The sequence below is a fragment of the Embleya sp. NPDC050154 genome (assembly GCF_044460165.1).
Classification (GTDB): Bacteria; Actinomycetota; Actinomycetes; order Streptomycetales; family Streptomycetaceae; genus Embleya.
Genome location: NZ_JBITJP010000019.1, coordinates 1 through 20,909 on the forward strand (window position 1 = coordinate 1; position 20,909 = coordinate 20,909).

Below are 20,909 nucleotides of genomic sequence, written 5' to 3' on the forward strand. Positions count from 1 at the left end.
CAAGACCCTCGACCCCACCTGCGCCCTGTTCAACAAGACCAAGGCCGCGTGGGACGCCGTCAGCCTGCCGGCGCAGCCGAACGACCCCACCTGCACCTCGGGTCCAAGCGACCCCGACTTCTCGATGACGCTCAACCCGACGTCGGGCAACGCGCCGCCCGGTGGCGACGTCACGACCACGGTCGGCACCACGACCACCGGCGGCACCGCGCAAACCCTCACCCTGACCACCTCGAACCTGCCCAGTGGGGTGACCTCGGAGTTCACGCCGGGCACCATCCAGTCGGGGGCCAACTCGTCGCTGAAGTTCTCGGTGAGTTCGTCGGCGACTCCGGGCACGTACCCGGTGACGGTGACCGCCACCGGCACCACCACCCATACCGCGCAATACACGCTGACCGTCGGCAACGGCCCCGGTGGCTGCACCGCACCCGCGTGGAACGCGAACACGGTCTACACCAACGGCAACGTGGTCTCGTACAACGGCCACACCTACCGCGCCAAGTGGTGGACCCAGGGCGAAGTCCCGGGAACCACCGGCCAATGGGGAGTGTGGGTCGACCTCGGCGCCTGCTGAGCAAAGCCGCACGCGACCGGTCCGCGCGACTTCGGCCCTGATCGGTCCGTCTTCGAACAATGCTGCCCGGTAGGCCGGTTGCCCGGCCTACCGGGCAGCAGCACGTCCGGAACATCGCCATGATCCCGACTGCCGCGGCCTCCGTCTCGGGCAGGGCCGTGACCTGGCCTTGAGCCGCGGACTCCACTACTGTCTCGTTGCCGGTCCCGGACGGCCTCGAAGCAACGATCCCGCTGCGGAGAGTGCTCCTGCGCTTCGTCGACCTGCCCTTGAGGAAGCCAGAGGAAGCCAGAGGAAGCCAGTCGACACCGATGGAGCCGTTCATGTCGCACGACCACAAGACCCTCGCCGTGACCGACGAGGGCGGCGTGCTGCGGGTTCGTCTCGACCGCCCCGACAAGGGCAACCCGCTCGACGAGACCATGTTGTCCGAGCTCGGCACCCTTCTTGCCGGACTCCGCGAACGCCCCGACGTTCGTGTCCTGGTGCTCTCGGGTGCGGGTGACGACTTCTGCCTGGGTGGAGGTCGGGCCGAGATGGCCGAATTGTTGGCGGCCGACCCCACGGGCCTCGCGCTTCGCCGCCTGGGCGACCGGGCCCGGGCCGTGTGCGAGGCGCTGGCCGCGGCCGAAGTCGTCACGATAGCCCGGGTACACGGCAGAACGATCGGAGCCGGGGTGGCCCTCGCACTGCACTGCGACCTGCGTGTGGGCACCGAGGACAGTCGCTTCCGGCTTCCCGAACTCGCGCTCGGGCTCCCCACCACCTGGGGCGGCGCGCTCGCCCGGCTGATCAGCGAACTGGGCATGTCGCGGGTACGGGAACTGGTACTGACCGCCGACGCCCTCGACGCGCAAACCGCCCACCGAATCGGCCTGTTGCATCGCGTGGTGCCCTCGACCGACATCGACCGGGTGGTCGACGGCTGGATCAGGCCGACACTGCGCAGGTCGGCCTCGGCGCTGCGCACGAGCAAGGCGCTCCTGCACGCGTACTCCGCCCCGTCCCGGCTTGCGGACGTCGGGCTTCTGGACAGCCACCTCCTCGCCGTCGCGGTCGGCGAGACCACCGGCGGCTGACCGGCACACCCATGCCCGGCCGTCATCCGCGGCCGGTGGATTCGGATGCCTCGGTGGCCACTTGGCGTGAATCCGACGCATCCCGGCGTCGGTCGTCGTCGCGACGGGCGCGTCATCGACACGGGATCCACCCGTCCGCCGCGTGCCACGCCGGGCTGGTTCGAGCGCACCGTGCGTGCCGCGCCCGCCGCGGGAGCCGCGTCCCGCGTTCCACCCCTGCCCCGCGACGTGGGCACGGCGTCGGCCCGGCATATCGGCCACCGGCGTCCATGCATATGACGCATTCCAGCCATCCGGTTCGCGCATTCCGGATCGCAATCCTCACCGACCTCTCCAATCGGCCGATTTCCCACTCGAAATCCGTCGCCGACCACCGGTCGTACCGTTGATCGGGATAAAGCAGCATGTCTCGATACTTCGGGACATAATCGCGTACTTCGTCAAGTCCGTCGCAGAACGGAATGGCTGGAAAGCGCCGCGTGACGAGGATTCGATCTGGGCAACTCAACGCCATTAGAATCACAAGGCCCTACAACCGAGAGAGCAATGCCAAAAGTGACGCTTGGTGTCAATCAGACATATTCGGCGCGTACGGAGAGGTCGGGTCGAACCATGGCCGACCGCTCGTGTTGTCGATGCACCCGCCGAACCGAGCCGGCCACCCGGGCTTGCCTTATCGCGTGACGAGGATCTTGTAAATGGATTTCATGCACGACCCCGCACTCTGGTACGGGGTGATCGGCACGGGCGCCGCCGGGATATACGCGGCGCGAAGCCGAAGAACTGTCAAGGGTTTGCGTGAAAGAAACCGCACACTCGCCGAGAATGTGAATATGCGCGACGACGAGATTCTCAACGTGGCGCGAACTCTGCTGCCCGCCCTGGCCGAATCGGGCGAACGACTCAAGGGCTCCGTCCTGCTGCACGAGGAGCTACGCGACACCCCCTACGCACAGGGCATCGAGACGGTCGTGGAGATGTTCACCACCGCGGTCGAGGACGCCCGGAACCGCGCCGATCATTCGGCCAAGACCGCTCTCAAGGCCGCGATGCGGACCCTGCAGGGTCTGGCCAGTGAGCAGCAGCTCGCGATCTCCGAGATGCAGAAGAACTACGCCGATTCCCAACTCCTCCAGGACCTGCTGGGAATCGACCACATGAACTCGCAGTTCGGCCGGCGGGCCCAGGTGATCGCCGCGCTGTGCGGCGGTTGGACCGGAAGGCAACGCAACGCCACACCGCTCTACGACGTCATGCGCGGCGCCAAAGGTCGGATCCGGGACTATCTGCGGGTCGAGATCCGGATGCAGTCCAACGTGGCGGTCATCGGCCGAGCGGTGGAGCCGGTGGCTCTCGCCGTGGCCGAACTCCTGGACAACGCCGCCAGTTACTCGCCCCCGCACACGACCGTCGAGATCAACTTCCAGACCGTGCCCAACGGCGTCTGCATCATGGTCGACGACGCGGGTGTGGGCATGCACGAGGAGGTCCGGCAAAGCGCCGCGCGCTTCCTGACCGCGGACGAGCCGGTCGGCATCACCCGGCTGGGGCATCCCCCGCAGTTCGGCTTCCCCGTGATCGGCATGCTCGCGGCCCAGTACGGGTTCACCGTCTCGGTGGACACCCGCTCCCCCTACGGCGGTACCCGCGCGGTGGTCATGCTGCCTCCCGAACTGCTCACCACCGCTGTGGACACGGGGCCGTCGCCCGAGCAGCCGATTCGACGCGAGCGCAGGGTCGCGGCCCAGCCCCGGGAAGTCGCGCCGGCCGCCCCGCGAGCCGCGCAGCCGGCCCCGGCGTCCGCACCCTCGGAGGACGACCTGCCGCAGCGCCGGCGCAGAGCGCCGCTCCCGGCCGCGCGGTCCGAGCAGGCCGACCCGCCGGACGCCCCCGCCCGATCGGACGCGGAAGTCGCGGGACTCATGGGTGCCTTCCAACGAGGCACCCGTTCCGGCCGCGTCCCCGACACAGACACCAAAGGGCACGAATCTCGATGAACAACGACCTGGCCTGGATGCTCAACGACGCACTCAAGCTTCCAGAGGCCCGACACGCGATTCTCCTGTCCGCCGACGGGATATTGCGGGCGCATTCCGACGGAATCTCCCGCGATGAGGCGGATCGACAGGCTGCGGCGCTTTCCGGCCTCCAGTCGATCAGTCGCAGCACCGCGGAGTTCACCGGCAACGCGGAAACACCGTGGCGGCAAACCCTGGTCGAGTTCGGTGACGGATTCATCTTTCTCGTGGCGGCCGGCCCCGGAGCCTATCTGGCGGTGTCCGCCACCGAACACGTCGATATGGAGATCATCACGTTTCGCATGCAACAGCTGGTCCGTCAGCTAGGAAAGGAACTGACCAGCCCGCCCCGACAGGACGTGGATCACGCCGTATGACGACGCCCGACAAGCCGGAGCCCGGCACTCCCGAATTAGTCCGTGCCTACGTCATCACCCAGGGCCGCGGGCATCCCACCCGTGATGGCCTCGACCTGGTCAGTCTGGTGATCGCGCTTCCCGGCGACATGTCCCCGCACATCCTGGATCCCGAGAAGAAGCGCCTGGTCGCCCTGTGCCGGGGCGGCATCCTCTCCGTGGCCGAGGTGGCCGGGCATCTCGAACTGCCCATCGGCGTCGTCAAGGTGCTGCTGTCCGACCTCATCGACAGCGGCATCGTCGCCACTCGGCAACCCATACCCCCGGCCGAGTTGCCGCGGCGTGAACTCCTCCAGGAGGTGCTCGATGGACTCGCTCGTCTCTGACGACCGCCCCGGTGCCGGCCCCCCCGTCACCGTGGCAGACGTCTACCTCTCGGACAGCGTGCGCGTCGCGGCCAAGATCCTGATCGTCGGGCACTTCGCGGTGGGCAAGACCACCTTCGTCGGCACGATGTCCGAGATCCGCCCGCTGAGCACCGAAGAAACCATGACCCAGGCGAGCGTCGACGTGGACGACCTCACCGGCGCCGGCCGCAAGACCACCACCACCGTGGCATTGGACTTCGGCCGGCTCACCCTCAGCGAGCGCGTGGTCCTGTACCTGTTCGGCACCCCCGGGCAGCAGCGATTCGCGCAGGTGTGGAAGGACATGACCATCGGCGCCCTCGGCGCCCTGGTACTGATCGACCCGCAGCGCTTCGATCAGTCCTTCGACGTGATCGGACTGCTCGAGGAACACGACATCCCGTACGCGGTCGCGATCAACCGCTTCGACGGATCCCCCACCTACCCCATGGACCGGCTCCGCGACGCCCTCGACCTCCTTCCCGAGACGCCGCTGATCACGTGCGACGCCCGTGATCGCGATTCGTCGAAGGAGGCCTTGATGACCCTTGTCCGCTACCTCCAGGCCCGTGCGCAAAAGGAACCCGCGTGAACTCTCGTCCCGATGATCCGTCCGCGCCACCCCCCGGCTGCCCCGCGCACGCCGGCAACGGCGCGACTTCGCTGCACGGCAAGGCGTTCTCCATGGACGCCCATGCCGTGTACGCCGAACTGCGCCGCCAGGGACCTGCCGCACCCGTGGAGTTGGCGCCCGGCGTCGACGCCATGCTCGTGACCTCGCACGCCGCCGCGCTGCACGTACTGCACTCGCCGGAAGTCTTCGCCAAGGACCCGCGTCGCTGGCGGGCACTGGCGGACGGTACGGTGCCGGCCGACAGTCCGGTCGTGCCGATGATGATGTACCGACCGAACTGCCTGTTCACCGACGGTTCCGAGCACCTGAGGCTGCGTCAGGCGGTGACCGACAGTCTGAATCGGATCGATCCGTACGAGCTGCGTCGATTCGTCGAGAGCAGTTCGGACTACCTCATCGACCAGTGGGGCGACAGCGGCTCGGTGGACCTGCTGCACGGCTACGCCAAGACCCTGCCGCTCCTGGTCTTCAGCCGACTCTTCGGCAGCCCGGCCGAGTTGGGCGACCGGCTGGTCGCGGGCATCTCGGGAATCTTCGAGGGCGTCGACGCGGAGAACGCCAACGCGGTGCTCACCGGCGCCCTGGTGGAACTCGTCGCGCTCAAGCGCGCCCATCCCGGACCCGACGTCACGTCGTGGCTGATGGCGCATCCCAACCGGCTCAACGACGAGGAGATGATCCATCAACTCGTCATGCTGATGAGTGCGGGCACCGAACCGCAACGGAACCTTATCGCCAACGGGCTGCGGCTGATCCTGTCCGACGAACGCTTCTCGGCCAGCCTGTTCGGGGCCGGGGGTTCCGTCGAGGACGCGCTCGAAGAGGTGTTGTGGACCGACCCGCCGATGGCGAACTACGCCGTGCACTACCCCGTGCGCGACGTCGACCTGTCCGGCGTCGTGGTGCGCCAGGGAACGCCGGTGGTGATCAGTTTCGCCGCCGCCAATACCGACCCCACGCTCTTCGCGCACGGACAGCGCCCGAACAACCGCTCGCACCTCGCCTGGAGCGCCGGGCCGCACGCCTGCCCGGCCAAGGACTCCGCGTGGCTGATCGCCACCGCCGCGATCGAGAAGCTCCTCAACCGCCTCCCCGATCTCGAACTGGCGATCCCGGTTCAGGAGTTGGACTGGCGGCCGGGGCCCTTCCACCGCGCCCTGAACGCGCTGCCGGCGCGCTACACCCCCGTCCTCACCCACCGCGCGGCGAGTACACCACCCCCCGTACCGACCGCCGCCCCGCGCGTCGCCGCCGGCCGAGCCGACCGCGGTGAGGACGTTCGCAAGCCGGGTGTGTGGAGTTCCTTCCTGAACTGGTGGCGCAACCAATAACCCGCCGCACCGCCGCCTGATTCACCGAACCTCCCGGCCCGATCGGCCACTTCCCGAGGTTGCCCCACCGGCCACACCAACCGAAGAAGTCCAAAAGCGTCGGCCGCCCGGTCATCCGGGCGGCCGACCGATCACGCCTGTGCCGAGCGTCTAGTTGACATCCTGTTGAGTTCCACCAAGGAGACGTCATGCAGTCCTCAGTATCCGCCACCGTGATTGACCGCCGGACCGTCGTCGGCCTGTTGTCCCGCCTGCGCTCGGTCGGCGGACAGGCGGACCCCCTGCCCATCTACGCGGAACTCAGAGCGATGGGCGAAGTCGTGCCCGCGCCCTGGGGCGGATATCTGCTGACGTCCTATCAGACCTGCGATCAGGTGCTGCGCAGTCCGGCCTGGCTCGCCTTGGACGGCGCGTGGCGCGCCGCTCAGACCGACGGTTCCCGCTGGACGACGCCCGCGTCCCGGGAGCTCGCCCATACCCTGGTGGCACTCAATCCGCCGCAACACACCCGGCGGCGCCGATCCATCAGCAACATCTTCGACCGCAGCACCCTCGACGCGATGCGACCCGCCGTCGAGCGGATCACGGACGGATTGATCGACCTCCTCGTGGAACGCATGGCGGCGGGCGAAGCCGACTTCGTCGACACCGTCGGCGAGCAACTCCCGGTGGCGACGGTCGGGCACTGGCTGGGCGTGCCGGCCGAGGACTTCGATCTCCTACGCGCTCTGACGCACGCCCAAGCGTACTCGCAGGAGTTACTGCCCACCAAACGCCAACTCCGCGAGGCGGACGCCGCCGCGATCGGACTGCGCGACTACTTCACCGCGTTGGTCGCGGAACGACGCGCGAAGCCCGGAGACGACGTGATCTCGACCTGGCTGCGTACCTGGGACTCCATCGAGCCGGACCGGGAAGTCGCCGACGAGGAGGTCTACTTCCTGGTCATGTTCATCGTCATCGCCTCGCTGGAAACGACGTCGACCCTGTTGTCCACCATGATGTGGATCCTGCACCGACATTCCGCCCAGCGGTCCTGGCTGAGCGGACGACCGGACGCGGTACCGGACGCGATCGAGGAGGTCTTCCGCTACGACCCGCCGATCCACGTGACCACCCGCCTGGCCGGCGAGGACACCGAACTCGCGGGAGTGTCCATCGCCCGCGGGGAAGTGGTGCACACCATGCTCGGCGCGGCGAACCACGACCCGGCGGCCACACCCGACGCGGACGACTTCGACGTCACGCGCCGGGGCCGACACATCTCTTTCGGCGGCGGAATCCACTACTGCATCGGCGCCGGTCTGGCCCGTCTGGAGGCCACCGTCCTCCTGGAGAAGACCCTGCGACGCCTGCCCACCCTTCGCGTCGTCACCGAGCCGAACTGGGAACCCCGCCTGGCCTTCCGCCGCATCACCACCCTGCGGGTGAGCGAACGCTGAACCCCCGCCGTCCACTTCCGGCTCCGCCGGGCCCCCGCCACCGCCTTGTGTGGGTCGCGGGTGCCCGGCGGGCGGCGGGCGCGGCCTCAGATCCTTGTCGTCTGCGCGCAGCCATGCGATGTAGTCGCCGGCAGCTCGGTCGGTGTCGTACTCGGCCTGGTAGTCGGTGTCTTCCCAAAGACGTCCGATGTCGAGGTCCATGCGCTGTCCCCCGCCTCCGGTCGGGAGGTCGATCCGAGCGTCGGGAACCACCTTCCCGATCGCACCGACGAGCACGGCGTTGGTGATGAACCGACCCTAACCAGCGTTGTAGGTAAGGCGGTTCAGTTTGACCGAGAGTTGGAGAAGGGCGGCGGCGCACCCGGTGTCCTTCACGTAGTCGAGGTCGAGCCCGTGCGGCGCCGACGATCGTGTCGGAACGTCCGCCGGGAACAGGGCCTTCACTTGCTGCGCAACATCCCCAGTGGGTCGGCGGCGTCCTCCAGTGCGGCGACCGCGGTCTTCCAGCCGGTGTCCTCGGGGCGGAGCGCGCTGCGGAGGAAGGCCGTGGTGAACTGCTGGATCAGGGCGACGCGCGCGGGGCTCTCGTCCGTCGTCTCGGCGACCTCGTACCCGGGGATGCCGCCGAGCGAATGCTCCGCCCCGAACAGGGTGAGCAGGCTCTTGTCTCCCGGGCTGTGGGTGTAGGGGTCGGTGAACCAGTCCGGTCCGCGGGTGGACAGGTGGGACTGGTCGTGGTCCCCGGCGACGATGAGGGCCGGGGTGGTCATCGCGTCGAAGGACGGCCTCAGGAATGGGAGGTGCTCGACGGCGAAGGGAGTCAGGTCGTCGCCCAGGCCGGTCAGAGCCAACAGCACGCCCGCCTTGACGCGGGGGTCGGCCATGTCCTCGCCGGGAACGCCGTCGGCGTCGAGGACACGCGCCCCGAGCAGCGCGCTCGCCGACTGGGCGCCCCAGGAGTGGCCGGCGACCGCGATGCGATCACGGTCGACGCGGCCGGCGAGGCCCGGCACGGAAGCTTCGAGGACGTCGAGCCCGTCCAGCAAGCGTGTGAGGTCCTCGATCCGAATGCGCCAGATCCGGGGCGTACGCGGGTCCTCGTGCGGGATGGCGAGCGTGCGGGAGTCGAGGTGGGTGGGCTGGACGACCACGAAGCCGTTGGCGGCCCAGTGATCGGCGAGCGGCGCGTAGCCGTTCATCGACCAGCCGAAGCCGTGCGAGAAGACGATGACGGGCAGGTCGCCGCCGGTCGCGGGGGCGGACACGCGCACCTGGAGGTCCTCACCGCGCCCCGGGGCGGGCAGGACGATCGGCTTCGCGGATACCACCGTGGTGCTCGGGATGTTTGTAGCTGCTGTGAAGTCTGTGGTGTTCGAGTCGGACATGGCACTGCCTTCCGTTCGGCTTCTTCGCACTCTTGGTTCGGTGGGGCCAACCGCCGCTCGCCTCGCAGGCGGCGGGACGGGTGGGGTTGGAGGCGAGGGCCGTCCCCGACACGCGGGCACGCCGACACCGCCTGTCGAGGTCGTGTGCCCTTCCCCGGACGGAGCGTGAGCCCGTCGGACGGCATGGGCCGCGGTCTCTCGATCTGCCATCATGGACGAAACGGAACCTCGCTCCGCCAACGATACGGAACATGGTTCCGCTTTGCAACGGCACGAAAGGACGCACGGCGATGAACGACGGCAACCGGCAGGGAAGCGCGGCCGAATCCAAGCGCAAGGACGTCCGGCGCAACCAGAAGACCCTGCTGGACGCCGCCGCCGCGGTCTTCGTCGCCTCGGGCGTGGAGGCCCCGGTACGCGACATCGCGACCAAGGCCGGCGTCGGCGTGGGTACGGTCTACCGCCACTTCCCCACGCGGGCGGACCTCGTCATCGCCGTCTACCGCCACCAGGTCGACGCCTGCGCCGAGGCCGGCCCCGCCCTCCTGGCCGCCGGCCCGACGCCCCACGTCGCCCTCGAACGGTGGGTCGACCTCTTCGTCGACTTCCTGGTCACCAAACACGGCCTGGCCGCCGCGATGCAGGCCGACAACGCCGGCTTCGAGGCCCTGCACGCCTACTTCCTCGACCGCCTCCTACCGGTGTGCGCCCTACTCCTCGACGCCGCCGTCGCAGCGGCCGAGGTCCGCTCCGACCTCACCGCGTACCAACTCATGCGCGGCATCGGAAACCTGTGCATCGGCGCCGAGACGGACCCCCGCTACGACGCACGCGCCCTGGTCGCACTCCTCGTCGCGGGCCTGCGCCAACCTCGCTGACCCGACACCCGGCAAGCCACGCCCACGCAGGCGGCCCCACCGACCGTGCGCGGTGAGCAGCGCGGTCCGCCGACGCGCCCAGGCGGCGAAGACGACGGCCGCGGCGTCGGAGTGCGAGACCGCGCCCAAGGCACGTCGACCTCGTTTGCTCCGATCGCGGATCCTTGACGAACGAAAATGTGAGTGATTAGCTACTCACATCTCGACTGACAGTAGGAGTACATCAAGACAACGTCGGCATATCGGTTGAATTTGCGCGAACTTGCCCGACATTTCTGTGATCCAAACTTTGAGTGATCAATCACTCATGAACCCTTCTCATCGAGGAGATCTCGCCATGAGCACCGGAGCCACCCCCCTCGCCGCCGGCACACCCAACGCCGCCCTCCCCCCGATCGAGGCCGTCGACGCCGACGCCCCCGTCATCGTGCGGCTCTCCATCACGGTGAACGCCCCGCTCGCCGACGTCTGGGCCCTGCACAGCAACATCGACGCCTGGGCCGACTGGAACCCGGACATCGACCGCGCCGAACTCGACGCCCCGCTCGCCCCCGGCGGGCGGTTCCGGTGGCTCACTCACGGCCTCGACATCACCTCGACCGTGTACCAGGTCGTCCCCGGAAAGCGCATCGTCTGGGGTGGCCCGGTGCAGGGCATCGAAGGCGTCCACGTCTGGACGTTCCACGAGCAGGACGGCGTCGTGGCGGTTCGCACCGACGAATCCTGGAGCGGCGCACCGGTCGACGCCGCCCCCGACGACATGCGCCACGCGCTCGACCACTCGCTGCGCCAATGGCTGCGGCACCTGAAGGACCACGCCGAGCGACGGCAGCAGTAACTCCGCCGCTGCGGTCGATGCACCCGGCCCGCCGACCCACCACCCATCACCCACCGCCGAACAACTCACGGAGACCACCATGAGCAACCCTGCCGACGCACTGACCAGCCCCCCGATCTCCCTCACCAAACACCACCTCGAAGCACCCGCCGAGTCCACCCATGACGACACCGGGCGGTGCACGGGCGCCAAGGGCAAGGGCAAGCCCACGAACAAGAACAAGGGCAAGGGCAAGGGCAAGCAGCGCAAGTCCACCAAGCACCGCCTGACCGAAGCGGCCGCCTACACCGGTCTGGGCCTGCTGGTCCTGATCGAACCGTGGGTCCTGCTATTCCTCGTCCCGGTGATCCTCTTCATGATGTGGAAGTAGCCCACTCCGGCTACATCTCGGGCGGAGGCGGCGGGCATGCGCGAGGCGGTGCGCCCGCCGGTCGCGGAAACCCGGGACGGGTGACATGACGCGGCCGTCGACGTGATCGGACCTGATCGAAGGCTGGATGCCCGTCTCGCGGGTATTGGAAATCATGTCATCGCACGAAGGGAGCCGGTGATGAACACCGCGAAGATCGCGTACAAGCCGATCGGCCTGCTCGCGGGGGCACTGAGCGGAATGGTCGCGGGTGCCGTGTTCAAGCAGATGTGGAAGGTACTGGGGCACGAGGACGACGCCCCGGATGCCACCGACGAGGACCGTGGGTGGCGCGAGGTGCTCATCGCCGCCGCGCTACAGGGGGCGATCTTCGCAGCCGTCAAGGCCGCCACCGACCGCGGAGGGGCAACCGCCGTCCGCCGCGTGTCGGGCAAATGGCCAGGCTGACCGGCGCGGAACCCGAAGCTCGGGATTTGCCCATCCGTGTCGGCCGTCCCGGTCGGCACCGGGAACTGCCGAGTTCGCGGCCAAGTCACCGGCGAGGAATGCCGGTTCCCGGGCATCCCTACGCCCGGCCGCCCACCGGCGAACTGCGCCGACAGACACCGAGACCCGTTGCCGACTGGCGGGGGGGTCAAGGACTGCCACCCGTACGGCAGCTCCTGTGCGCAGCGGCTCGGAACTGTTCACGCGTGATGCAAACCAGCTTGGCAAGGCCGGACTTCGTTGCGCCGAACACCACCCTCGCCGCGCCCGGCGCGGGTCCGCCACGGCGCATGGGGTCGCGCGTGCGCCGGGCCCGGGCGCCGAAGCATCACCGGCACGAGTCGGGGTAGCGGTTTGCACATGATCGCCCTGGCTCGGCTCGAATCGGCCTCGGCGGGAACCGTGGCCGCGGTGGCCATCCCCGCCGCACTCCTGGCCGCCGTCCTGCTCATCATTCCCGTGGTGAGCGGAGTGCGTCGCCGGCGCCGGCCGCCGCCCGCGCCTCCGCAGGGGATTCCCACCACCGCGTCCGAGGCGCCGACCGAAGGCGGGCGGCGGGAGTCCGCCGAGATGCCCCGGGACGGGCACCGGAGGGGCCCGCACGACATGCCCGGTTTCGGCAATCTCGGATCCCGGGCGGCCGACCCGCACAGGGAGGACCGGGACGGCATCCGACGGGACCACCCGGCTTGGCGCGGTTCGGCTGCGAACGCGACGTTTGTCGACAATGCGCGTGGGCAGCAGGGGCGGTGGGTCGCCGCACAACCGATCGGCGGCCCTCTTCCCCTTGTCGTGAACCGCGAACCGAAAGGCCGACCTCGATGAACGACTCCGACCTGACCGGCCGACGCATCCTGGCGATCGTCACCAACTACGGCGTGGAGCAGGACGAACTGGTCGTCCCGGTCCGCCGTCTCCGCGAATCCGGTGCCCGGGTCGACATCGCGGCACCTTCGACGGAACCGATCCGGACCCTCGTCGGCGACAAGGACCCGGGCGTGAGCGTCGCGCCGACGCTCACCCTGTCCGACGCGGACCCGTCCGGCTACGACCTCCTGCTCGTGCCGGGCGGCACGCTCAACGCCGACTCGTTGCGCCTGAACGACACCGCCGTCGGCATCGTCCGCTCCTTCGCCACCTCGGGCCGCCCCGTCGCCGCCATCTGCCATGGCCCGTGGATGCTGGTCGAGGCCGACGTCGTACGCGACCGCACGCTGACCTCGTACGCGTCCGTCGAGACGGACATCCGCAACGCCGGCGGCCGTTGGCTCGACGAGCCGGTCGTGCGGGACGACACGGGCGACTATGTACTGATCACCTCCCGCACGCCCGATGACCTCAAGGACTTCGTGCACCAGATCGACGCGGCCCTGACGATGTCCGACCTCGGGTCGACGCGCCGGGTGTGAAGCGCGAACCACCTCCCGGCATCAGCGACATCCGGCTTTCGGACCACCGGACCACCGGACCAATCGATGGCGCTCCCCCCGCTCGGCGGGGTGGGGCGCCATCCGCGTGCCCGCAGCGTCCGCAACCCCACGCCCTCCGAGGTCGCTCGGCATGTCCCGCGGGCCTCGGAAATTTGGGAGCCGCGAAAAAGGGGCGAGGCGAGCGCGACGGCACCGAGCGCCGGCGAGAGCGAGACGAGCGCCGACAGTCGTTGCCGCAGTCAAGATTATGAGCATGCTCACAATCGCCGGCGCCGTCATCGCCAATCCTTGCTCTCTGCGATGATCACGACACGTTATCGACGTGTTGCCCGATGGTGATCCTTGGGTATTCACGCAGAATCTCTCGCCGTATTCCGATTCCGGAGAAGATCTTCCAGCATATCGCCACCGAGTTCGAAGTATCTGCGGTCCGAGGGCAGGCGCTGTCGAGCGCGCGCCGACCGGAGGTTTGGCTTCCGACTTCCGGGCAACGTGCGCGCGTGCACCCGAAGATTACGAAGAGGTGCCCAGGCGGGGAAGGTCCGTCCTTCCGGTCCACCGAGAGCGCCTCGGTAGGTTCGATCCGCATGTCCGCCGAAACGAAATTCTTCGCCGAAACGGAATCCGCACATCCCGTCGTCTCGATGGGTCCACCCGAGCTGCGCGACGGCGCTGCGCTGTGGCAGCTCGCCCGCGACAGCGGATCGCTGGATCTCAACTCCTCGTACAGCTATCTGCTCTGGTGCCGGGACTTCGCGGCGACCTCGATCGTCGCCCGTGACCACGACTCCCGGGTCCTGGGCTTTGTGACCGGCTACGTCAGACCCGGTCTGCCGGACACGCTCATGGTGTGGCAGGTCGCGGTGGCCGAATCCGCCCGGGGGCAAGGACTGGCCACGCGCATGCTGACCGCGTTGATGCGGCGGCGCCTACCGCATGGGCAAACCCGCCTGGAGACCACGATCACCCTCGACAACTCGGCGTCCATCGCGCTGTTCACCGCGCTGGGACGCGAACACGGGGCGGGCGTGAGTCGTACCGAACTCTTTCGCGCGGCGCTCTTCCCGGATGGGCACGCCGACGAAGTCCTCTTTCGGGTAGGCCCGTTCACCGCAGCCGCCTGACCCCCGACAGGCCCCGAACCGGAGGGGGCGGCACCGTCGGACGTGGCTCGCCGCTGCCCTCGACCATGCGATCCAGGAGAAACATGACTGTTTTCGAAACTCTCGAGTCCGAGGTCCGCAGCTACTGCCGGAGCTGGCCGACGGTGTTCACCCACGCGCGCGGCAGCCGGATGCACGACGAGAACGGCCGCACCTACCTGGACTTCTTCGCCGGAGCGGGCGCGCTGAACTACGGCCACAATCACCCACTGCTCAAGCGCGCGTTGCTCGACTACCTGGAGAGCGACGGGGTCACGCACAGCCTGGACATGTCCACCGTGGCGAAACGCACGTTCCTGGAGCGCTTCGACGAGGTGGTGTTGGAGCCGCGCGGCCTGGACTACAAGGTGCAGTTTCCCGGCCCCACCGGCGCCAACACCGTGGAGTCCGCGCTCAAGCTGGCCCGCAAGGTGACCGGGCGTGAGGCCGTGATCGGGTTCACCAACGCGTTCCACGGCATGACCCTGGGCGCGCTCGCGGTCACGGGCAACGCGAAGAAGCGCGCCGGAGCCGGTATTCCGCTGGTGCACGCCACACCGATGCCGTACGACAACTACTTCGACGGGCAGTTGCCCGACTTCATCTGGTTGGAACGCCTGCTCACCGATGGCGGCAGCGGCCTGAACCTGCCCGCCGCGGTGATCGTGGAGACTGTGCAGGGCGAGGGCGGCGTCAACGTCGCCCGTTTCGAGTGGCTGCGCGCACTGGCCGACCTGTGTCGGCGCCACGACATCCTGTTGATCGTGGACGACGTGCAGATGGGCTGTGGTCGCACGGGTCCGTTCTTCAGCTTCGAACCGGCCGGGATCACCCCGGACATCGTGTGCCTGTCGAAGTCGATCGGTGGCTACGGCCTGCCGATGGCACTCACCCTGTTCCGCCGCGACCTGGACGTGTGGGAGCCCGGCGAACACAACGGCACCTTCCGCGGCAACAACCCTGCCTTCGTCACCGCCACCGCGGCGTTGGATCTGTGGGCGGACGGATCGCTGGAGAAACAGACCACGCTCAAGGGCGAACTGATCGAGCGTCACCTCGTCGACATCGTCACCGAACATGCCGAGCTCGGCGCCTCCCGACGCGGTCGCGGCCTCATCCAGGGCCTGACCTTCGCCGACACCTCCTTCGCCGACGCCGTGTGCGCACGGTCCTTCGAGGACGGACTACTGGTCGAGACCTCCGGTTTCGAGTCGGAGGTGGTCAAGCTGATGCCCGCCCTGACCACCACCGAGGACGAACTCGACGAGGGCATGGGGATCCTCGCGAACGCCGTCCGCGCCGTCCGTGCCGCCGCCTGAACTGAACCCCCTTACGCCACCGACCACAACGGAAGGACCAGCACGATGATCGTTCGCACACTGGACGAACTCGACGGCACCGACCGCGACGTCGTCGCGGACACGTGGCGCAGTCGCCGCATCGTCCTCGCGAAGGAGGGCGTCGGCTTCTCCCTGCACGAAACGGTGATGTACGCAGGTACCGAGACCTCGATGTGGTACGCCAATCACATCGAGGCGGTCTTCTGCACCTCCGGCGAGGGCGAACTCACCGACGAGGAGACCGGCCGGACGTACCTGATCACACCGGGCACGACCTACCTGCTCGACGGTCACGAACGGCACACCATGCGGCCGAAGACCGACATCCGGATGGTGTGCGTGTTCAACCCGCCGTGCACGGGCCGCGAGACGCACGACGAGAACGGGGTGTACCCGCTGCTGCACGAGGAGGCGGGCGCATGACGATCCACCCGCTCAACCATCCCTCGGTCGACCTCTATCCCACCCGGCAGGTCACCGACTCGCTGCGCCTCGAACGACGCGAACCCGTCGTGTGGGCCGACTCGTTCGAGGGCCCGATGGGCCGGGACGAACTCCGCGGCTACGAGCGGGACGGATTCGTCACGGTCGAGCAGTTGCTCGAACCGGACGAAATCGTCGCGCTGCGCGCCGAGTTGACCAGGCTATGCGGTGATCCCGAGGTTCGCGCGGACGAACGTACCGTCATCGAGCCCGCATCCGAGGCGGTGCGGTCGATCTTCGAGGTCCACCGGATCAGTCCGCTGCTGCGCGAACTCGTCCACGATCCACGGCTGGTGGGCCGGGCCCGCCAGATCCTCGGATCGGACGTGTACATCCACCAGAGCCGCGCCAACCTGAAGCCCGGCTTCGACGGCTCCGGCTTCTACTGGCACTCCGACTTCGAGACCTGGCACGCCGAGGACGGCATGCCCGCGATGCGGGCCGTGAGCATCTCGATCGCGCTGACCGAGAACCACGTACACAACGGCGCGTTGATGATCATGCCGGGCTCGCATCGTACGTTCGTCGCGTGTCCGGGCGAGACGCCGCACGGTCACTACCGAACCTCCTTGCGTCGCCAGGAGATCGGCACACCCGACCCGGACTCGCTGACCGAACTCGCGGACCGACACGGCATCTCGGTGATCACGGGTCCGGCGGGCTCGGCGACCGTGTTCGACAGCAACTGCATGCACGGCTCCGCGGAGAACATCACCCCGTTCCCCCGCAGCAACCTGTTCATCGTCTACAACAGCGTCGACAACGCCCTGACCACCCCCTACGCGGCCCCGGCCCCCCGCCCCGACTTCATCGCCGCCCGCACGCGTCCCGTCACCTGACCCTCCCGCCCAGGGTCCCGAAACCCGGATACCGCATCACCCGGCGCCCCCGACGAAGGGTCACCGGCCCGAGCCCGCACCCGCCCCGGCGACCCGCCGGGGCGGGCCGACGCGTTCCGGCTCCGCTCCGGAATGGCGGCCGACCCCCGAGAGGCGTGGGCCGGCCGCCGTTTCGGGTCGCACTTTCGGTAACCGCCGGCACGGAACAGCGAGGGCTTGCGCACGAGGTGCGGCTCATGGAAGGAGGCGGCGCGACGCAGGTTGTCGGTGATCGGTCCCGATCGCGGGACGGCGGTGCCGGGCGGGGTCGGATTCGGCTTCGCCAACGCGGCGCGGCCCGGATCGGAGGGTGTCGTCGCGGGTGCGTGCAGCGGCGCGCAGCAGTTGTTGTGCCTGCTGGACGCCGCCGGCGTGGGCATCAGTCACTGTGTGGGGGGGCCGGGGGTCGTTCTCTCGGCCTCGCAGGGCAGCGGTTCGTCTCGGTCACGGGAACACACTCGCCATCGCGGCGGCGGCCTTGAGGCCCGATCCGGTCAGGACGACCACGACCCTGTCGCCGGGCCGGATCGCGCCCTTGGCGGTGAAGGCGTCGATCGCGGCGGCGGCCGAGGCCGAGGTCGGCTCAGCGTAGAGGCCGATGCCCGCCAGTCGGCGGGTCGCCCCGATGATGTCGTCCTCCGGGATCGCCACGGTGTCGCCGCCCGATCGCCGGATCGCGTCCACGATTTCCGGTAGACGGATGGGCGACTCGATGGCCGTGCCCTCGGCGATCGTGGGCCCGACGTCGACGGCGGGGCCGCCGTGGAACGCCGCGTGGATGGGCGCGCATCGTTCGGGTTGGGCGACCAGCAGCCGAGGGCGCCGGTCGATGTGACCCGCGTCGAGCAACTCGCCGAAGCCCAGATCGCATCCCAGTACGATGCTGCCCGCGCCGGCGACGGTGACGACGACGTCCGGTGCGGCGAAGCCCAGGTCCTCCCACATCTCGTACGCCAAGGTCTTGGTGCCCTCGAGGAAGAGGGGGTGCCAGTTGTGGCCGGCGTACGCGGTGGTTCGCGCCTCGCGCATCGCCTGCTCCCCGGCGGCCGCCCGACCGCCCGGCACGAGCACCACCTCGGCACCGTACGCACGGGCCTGCAACACCTTCGCCGCGGACGTGCCCTCCGGGGCCAGGATCCGGGCTCGGATGCCGGCGGCGGCACAGTAGGCCGCCACCGAGGAGCCCCCGTTGCCGGAGCTGTCCTCGAGTACCGACCGCACTCCGCGCTGGGCGAGCAGCGACATCATCACGCTGGTTCCGCGATCCTTGAAGCTGCCGCTCGGGTTGAACCATTCGAGCTTGAAGTGCACCTCCCGTTCCCCCCAGCGCCTTTCGATCAGCGGGGTGCACCCCTCGCCGAGCGACACCGGTCGGGTGACGTCTCCCGGGAGCGCGGCGCGGTAGCGCCACAGGGAGCGCGTGGAGGTCTCGATGTCCTTCGGCCCGATGCCCGGCCGCGGCCCGACCAACAGCGGCGCGCCGTCGTCGCCTTGCCAACGCAGCGCGTCGAGTGGGTAGGTCCGGCCGGAGCGGGGGTCGAGATAGACGTCCATGTTCACCTTCCTCGCATTGGACGGGAAGTCTAACATTGGACGCTCAGTCCAATCGGGCGCCGGGCCTCTGCTCCGATCGGGCATCGGGCATCCGGCGTAGAACGCGGGCAGCGGCACGCCGCGGCCGACGCCTCACTCCCGCAGGCGACTCAGCGCCTGCATGGCCTCACGCTCGATGCGGGCCAGATCGCCGACGACGGCGCCGGCCTGCGCAAGGCATCCTCCGTCGCCCGATTCACCGGCCTTCGTGATCAGTTCCGCCGCTTCCGTCCACATGATGGCTGCCTCCGTGTACAGCGCGAGGCCGGTGCGCAGCCGGCCGCTGTCGATCCATTGCGCGCACTCGGCGAGAAAGTCGCGGTAGAGATTGCGGAACAGCGCGCCGCCGGTCCCGGCCCTCTCCATCAGGACGGCGGCCTGGGGCAGATCCCGTCGCGGGGTGTCCGTGCGCTGGAGCCAACCGGGTATCAGCTTGCCTGCCTTCTCGATGCCCCGGTGACCCAGGTTGGCGATCGGCGGGTTGAGGAAGGCGTGGGCGCAGACCGTGATGGCGGGAATGACCAGGTCCTGCACCGAGGGCGGGTTCTCGGGCACGGTGAGGGTGAAGGATCGGTGCCTGGCGGTCATCGGGCCGCGCGCGGCTCTGGCCCGGGCGAGGCTGATCAGGCTGGTGGATACCGCTCCGCCCTGCTGGTCGGTGTCCACCAGGTGCGCGTCGTGGTCGTCGTAGCCGTACATCGCCACGACATGGGCGCCGAAGTGCACCTTCGACGCGAAGTAGTCCAGGTGGTAGCTGTCCAGCTGCAATCCGACGGGGCGACCCGCGTCGATGGAGGCAGCCACGTTCTCCCATGCCTTGCGCGGCGAGGTGGTCTCCTGGACCAGGAGTTCCAGGTCGAGTCTTTCGGCCAGGTTCCTGGTGAGCTCGAAGGGCTTGACCCGTCCGCCGAGGAACGGGAAGTCCAGATTCTTGCCGTCCCAGTAGATGAAGGACAGACCCGAGCCGAGCCCGAAGAGCATGGGCTCGGACAGATCGAGTCCCTGGTGCCGCAACAGCACTCCCAGGGCTGTCGTCTCGCAGTGCCGCATTCCGCGGATGTCGATGTCTTCGAGCGTGGTCATGCCGTGTCCTCCTGGACGGGGATGATCAACCGGGTCATCAGCTCTTCTTGCGGTGCCTCGGCCGGCGCGACGAGATAGACCTCGCGTACGGGCGCCCGCGGGCGCAGCCCCCGCTCGTGGATGGCGGCGAAGAGCGCGTTGTAGGCCAGCGGCAGTTGGGTGTAGGGCCCGATGTGCACGGTCTCGGCCACCGGGCCGCCGGGCAACACCTCGAACTCCGGACCGGGCACGCCCTTCCCGTGCGGCGTATGCGCCCCGAGGGCGATCTCCATCCGGTCTTCCAAATCCAGCGGGTACAGGGCCCACAACGGTGGCTCCCAGGCGATTTCGGCCCCGACGAGTGCGGGCAACAACCGACCCACGCACTCCGCGATCGTCGCTCCGATCCCCTCCGGGGCACAGACCGCTCGTACCACCGCCAACCGGCGCTCCGGCTCGCTGCCCATCGTCACCTCATAGCCGGGCAGGCCGCCTTCGACCAGGCGTTCCAGCATCTCCAGCCGTGCCCGGTCCCTGCTGATCCGCTCGGCCAGCCGATCCCGTTCCGCACCCAGGATCCGCGCCCTGGAGGCGGGCTCGGCAACCAGCGCCCGGGCGATGACGGCCAGCGGCAGATCCATGTCCCGCAGCAGGCCGATGGTCAGGGCGTCCCGGGCCTGTTCGGGCGCGTAGTAGCGATACCCGGAGCCGGCGTCCACGTGGGCCGGTGCCAGCAGTCCCAGTTCGTCGTAGTGCCGGAGCTGCTTGACACTGAGCCGACACAGGCGGGCGAAGCGCCCGATGGTGAGAAGTTCGTCGTGCACACCACCATCGTGGACTCTCCCACGGGGGGAGAGTCCACCGCCCGTCCGTCGGTTGCGCGGGAGCCGGGTAGTTGGTCCGGAAGGTGGGTTCGGTGCCCGCAACGTTCACGGTCCGGGTGCGCGCTCCGGGGCATCGGGCGTTGTCGACGAGCAGATCGATCCGGTCCGTCGCGGTGCGCACACGCCGGACCAGGCCGGCCACCTCGGCGGGTTTCCCGTACTCGGCGGAAAGCAGTCGAGCGGTGCTTCGGCACCCATCTCCTTCCGCACCGCGCGCAGCAGGTCTGCGACCTCGTCCTCTCGTCCGGCCCGCCGCCGGCCGACCGCCCCGCGCGCCGACACCCGCCGACCGCCCC

General features: G+C 68.9%; 22 protein-coding genes. 18 read left to right on the plus strand and 4 right to left on the minus strand.

The window, feature by feature from the left end; all coding sequences use genetic code 11:
* The 8 genes from ACIBSV_RS33020 to ACIBSV_RS33055 form a co-directional block, all read left to right on the plus strand.
* A partial coding sequence (locus tag ACIBSV_RS33020) for a carbohydrate-binding protein (RefSeq protein ID WP_395869616.1) occupies positions 1–577 on the plus strand: 577 nt, incomplete at its 5' end.
* 323 nt (positions 578–900) lie between these two features.
* On the plus strand, positions 901–1,656 hold the full coding sequence (locus ACIBSV_RS33025) for an enoyl-CoA hydratase/isomerase family protein (RefSeq protein ID WP_395869618.1): 756 nt from the start codon (positions 901–903) through the stop codon (positions 1,654–1,656).
* Between the two features lie 833 nt (positions 1,657–2,489).
* Positions 2,490–3,653 (plus strand): ATP-binding protein, encoded by a 1,164-nt coding sequence (locus ACIBSV_RS33030; protein ID WP_395869620.1) that lies wholly within the window; start codon positions 2,490–2,492, stop codon positions 3,651–3,653.
* Positions 3,650–4,051: a roadblock/LC7 domain-containing protein gene (locus ACIBSV_RS33035; protein ID WP_395869622.1), complete on the plus strand. Its 402-nt coding sequence runs from the start codon at positions 3,650–3,652 to the stop codon at positions 4,049–4,051. The genes ACIBSV_RS33030 and ACIBSV_RS33035 overlap by 4 nt, the downstream gene beginning before the upstream one ends.
* Positions 4,048–4,416: a DUF742 domain-containing protein gene (locus ACIBSV_RS33040; protein WP_331772153.1), complete on the plus strand. Its 369-nt coding sequence runs from the start codon at positions 4,048–4,050 to the stop codon at positions 4,414–4,416. The genes ACIBSV_RS33035 and ACIBSV_RS33040 overlap by 4 nt, the downstream gene beginning before the upstream one ends.
* On the plus strand, positions 4,397–5,029 hold the full coding sequence (locus ACIBSV_RS33045) for a GTP-binding protein (RefSeq protein WP_395869624.1): 633 nt from the start codon (positions 4,397–4,399) through the stop codon (positions 5,027–5,029). The genes ACIBSV_RS33040 and ACIBSV_RS33045 overlap by 20 nt, the downstream gene beginning before the upstream one ends.
* Positions 5,026–6,402 carry a cytochrome P450 gene (locus tag ACIBSV_RS33050; RefSeq protein ID WP_395869626.1) on the plus strand — a complete coding sequence of 459 codons (1,377 nt, stop codon included), beginning with the start codon at positions 5,026–5,028 and terminating at the stop codon, positions 6,400–6,402. The genes ACIBSV_RS33045 and ACIBSV_RS33050 overlap by 4 nt, the downstream gene beginning before the upstream one ends.
* A gap of 188 nt (positions 6,403–6,590) precedes the next feature.
* Complete coding sequence (locus ACIBSV_RS33055) at positions 6,591–7,844, plus strand: cytochrome P450 (RefSeq protein ID WP_395869629.1); 1,254 nt, start codon at positions 6,591–6,593, stop codon at positions 7,842–7,844.
* A gap of 440 nt (positions 7,845–8,284) precedes the next feature.
* On the opposite strand, the gene ACIBSV_RS33060 is transcribed toward ACIBSV_RS33055, so the two are convergent.
* Positions 8,285–9,229 carry an alpha/beta hydrolase family protein gene (locus ACIBSV_RS33060; RefSeq protein WP_395869631.1) on the minus strand — a complete coding sequence of 315 codons (945 nt, stop codon included), beginning with the start codon at positions 9,227–9,229 and terminating at the stop codon, positions 8,285–8,287.
* A 290-nt stretch (positions 9,230–9,519) separates the two neighbouring features.
* On the opposite strand from ACIBSV_RS33060, the gene ACIBSV_RS33065 reads away from it, so the two are divergent.
* The 10 genes from ACIBSV_RS33065 (at position 9,520) to thpD (ending at position 17,035) form a co-directional block, all read left to right on the plus strand.
* Positions 9,520–10,107: a TetR/AcrR family transcriptional regulator gene (locus tag ACIBSV_RS33065; protein WP_395869633.1), complete on the plus strand. Its 588-nt coding sequence runs from the start codon at positions 9,520–9,522 to the stop codon at positions 10,105–10,107.
* A gap of 337 nt (positions 10,108–10,444) precedes the next feature.
* Complete coding sequence (locus tag ACIBSV_RS33070) at positions 10,445–10,945, plus strand: SRPBCC family protein (RefSeq protein ID WP_395869635.1); 501 nt, start codon at positions 10,445–10,447, stop codon at positions 10,943–10,945.
* 79 nt (positions 10,946–11,024) lie between these two features.
* A complete protein-coding gene (locus ACIBSV_RS33075) occupies positions 11,025–11,315 on the plus strand; it encodes a hypothetical protein (protein WP_395869636.1) in 291 nt (96 codons plus the stop codon).
* Positions 11,316–11,495: 180 nt separating this feature from the next.
* Positions 11,496–11,762: a DUF4235 domain-containing protein gene (locus ACIBSV_RS33080; protein WP_395869638.1), complete on the plus strand. Its 267-nt coding sequence runs from the start codon at positions 11,496–11,498 to the stop codon at positions 11,760–11,762.
* Between the two features lie 399 nt (positions 11,763–12,161).
* Complete coding sequence (locus ACIBSV_RS33085; protein WP_395869639.1) at positions 12,162–12,626, plus strand: DUF6479 family protein; 465 nt, start codon at positions 12,162–12,164, stop codon at positions 12,624–12,626.
* Complete coding sequence (locus tag ACIBSV_RS33090; protein ID WP_395869640.1) at positions 12,623–13,210, plus strand: type 1 glutamine amidotransferase domain-containing protein; 588 nt, start codon at positions 12,623–12,625, stop codon at positions 13,208–13,210. Before ACIBSV_RS33085 ends, ACIBSV_RS33090 begins: the two co-directional genes overlap by 4 nt.
* A 608-nt stretch (positions 13,211–13,818) precedes the next feature.
* Complete coding sequence (gene ectA, locus ACIBSV_RS33095; protein WP_395869642.1) at positions 13,819–14,355, plus strand: diaminobutyrate acetyltransferase; 537 nt, start codon at positions 13,819–13,821, stop codon at positions 14,353–14,355.
* 83 nt (positions 14,356–14,438) lie between these two features.
* The gene (gene ectB / locus ACIBSV_RS33100; RefSeq protein ID WP_395869644.1) at positions 14,439–15,692 is read left to right on the plus strand and encodes a diaminobutyrate--2-oxoglutarate transaminase; all 1,254 of its coding nucleotides are present in this window, start codon (positions 14,439–14,441) and stop codon (positions 15,690–15,692) included.
* 45 nt (positions 15,693–15,737) lie between these two features.
* On the plus strand, positions 15,738–16,136 hold the full coding sequence (locus ACIBSV_RS33105; RefSeq protein WP_395869646.1) for an ectoine synthase: 399 nt from the start codon (positions 15,738–15,740) through the stop codon (positions 16,134–16,136).
* The gene (gene thpD, locus ACIBSV_RS33110) at positions 16,133–17,035 is read left to right on the plus strand and encodes an ectoine hydroxylase (protein ID WP_395869647.1); all 903 of its coding nucleotides are present in this window, start codon (positions 16,133–16,135) and stop codon (positions 17,033–17,035) included. Before ACIBSV_RS33105 ends, thpD begins: the two co-directional genes overlap by 4 nt.
* Positions 17,036–17,518: 483 nt before the next feature.
* On the opposite strand, the gene ACIBSV_RS33115 is transcribed toward thpD, so the two are convergent.
* The 3 genes from ACIBSV_RS33115 to ACIBSV_RS33125 all read right to left on the minus strand — a co-directional run bounded on the left by ACIBSV_RS33115 (position 17,519) and on the right by ACIBSV_RS33125 (position 20,553).
* Positions 17,519–18,628, minus strand: a complete 1,110-nt coding sequence (locus tag ACIBSV_RS33115) for a pyridoxal-phosphate dependent enzyme (protein WP_395869649.1) — start codon at positions 18,626–18,628, stop codon at positions 17,519–17,521.
* Positions 18,629–18,760: 132 nt separating this feature from the next.
* Positions 18,761–19,750 carry a BtrH N-terminal domain-containing protein gene (locus ACIBSV_RS33120; protein WP_395869651.1) on the minus strand — a complete coding sequence of 330 codons (990 nt, stop codon included), beginning with the start codon at positions 19,748–19,750 and terminating at the stop codon, positions 18,761–18,763.
* A complete protein-coding gene (locus ACIBSV_RS33125) occupies positions 19,747–20,553 on the minus strand; it encodes a MerR family transcriptional regulator (protein ID WP_395869653.1) in 807 nt (268 codons plus the stop codon). Before ACIBSV_RS33125 ends, ACIBSV_RS33120 begins: the two co-directional genes overlap by 4 nt.
* Positions 20,554–20,909 lie beyond the last annotated feature (356 nt).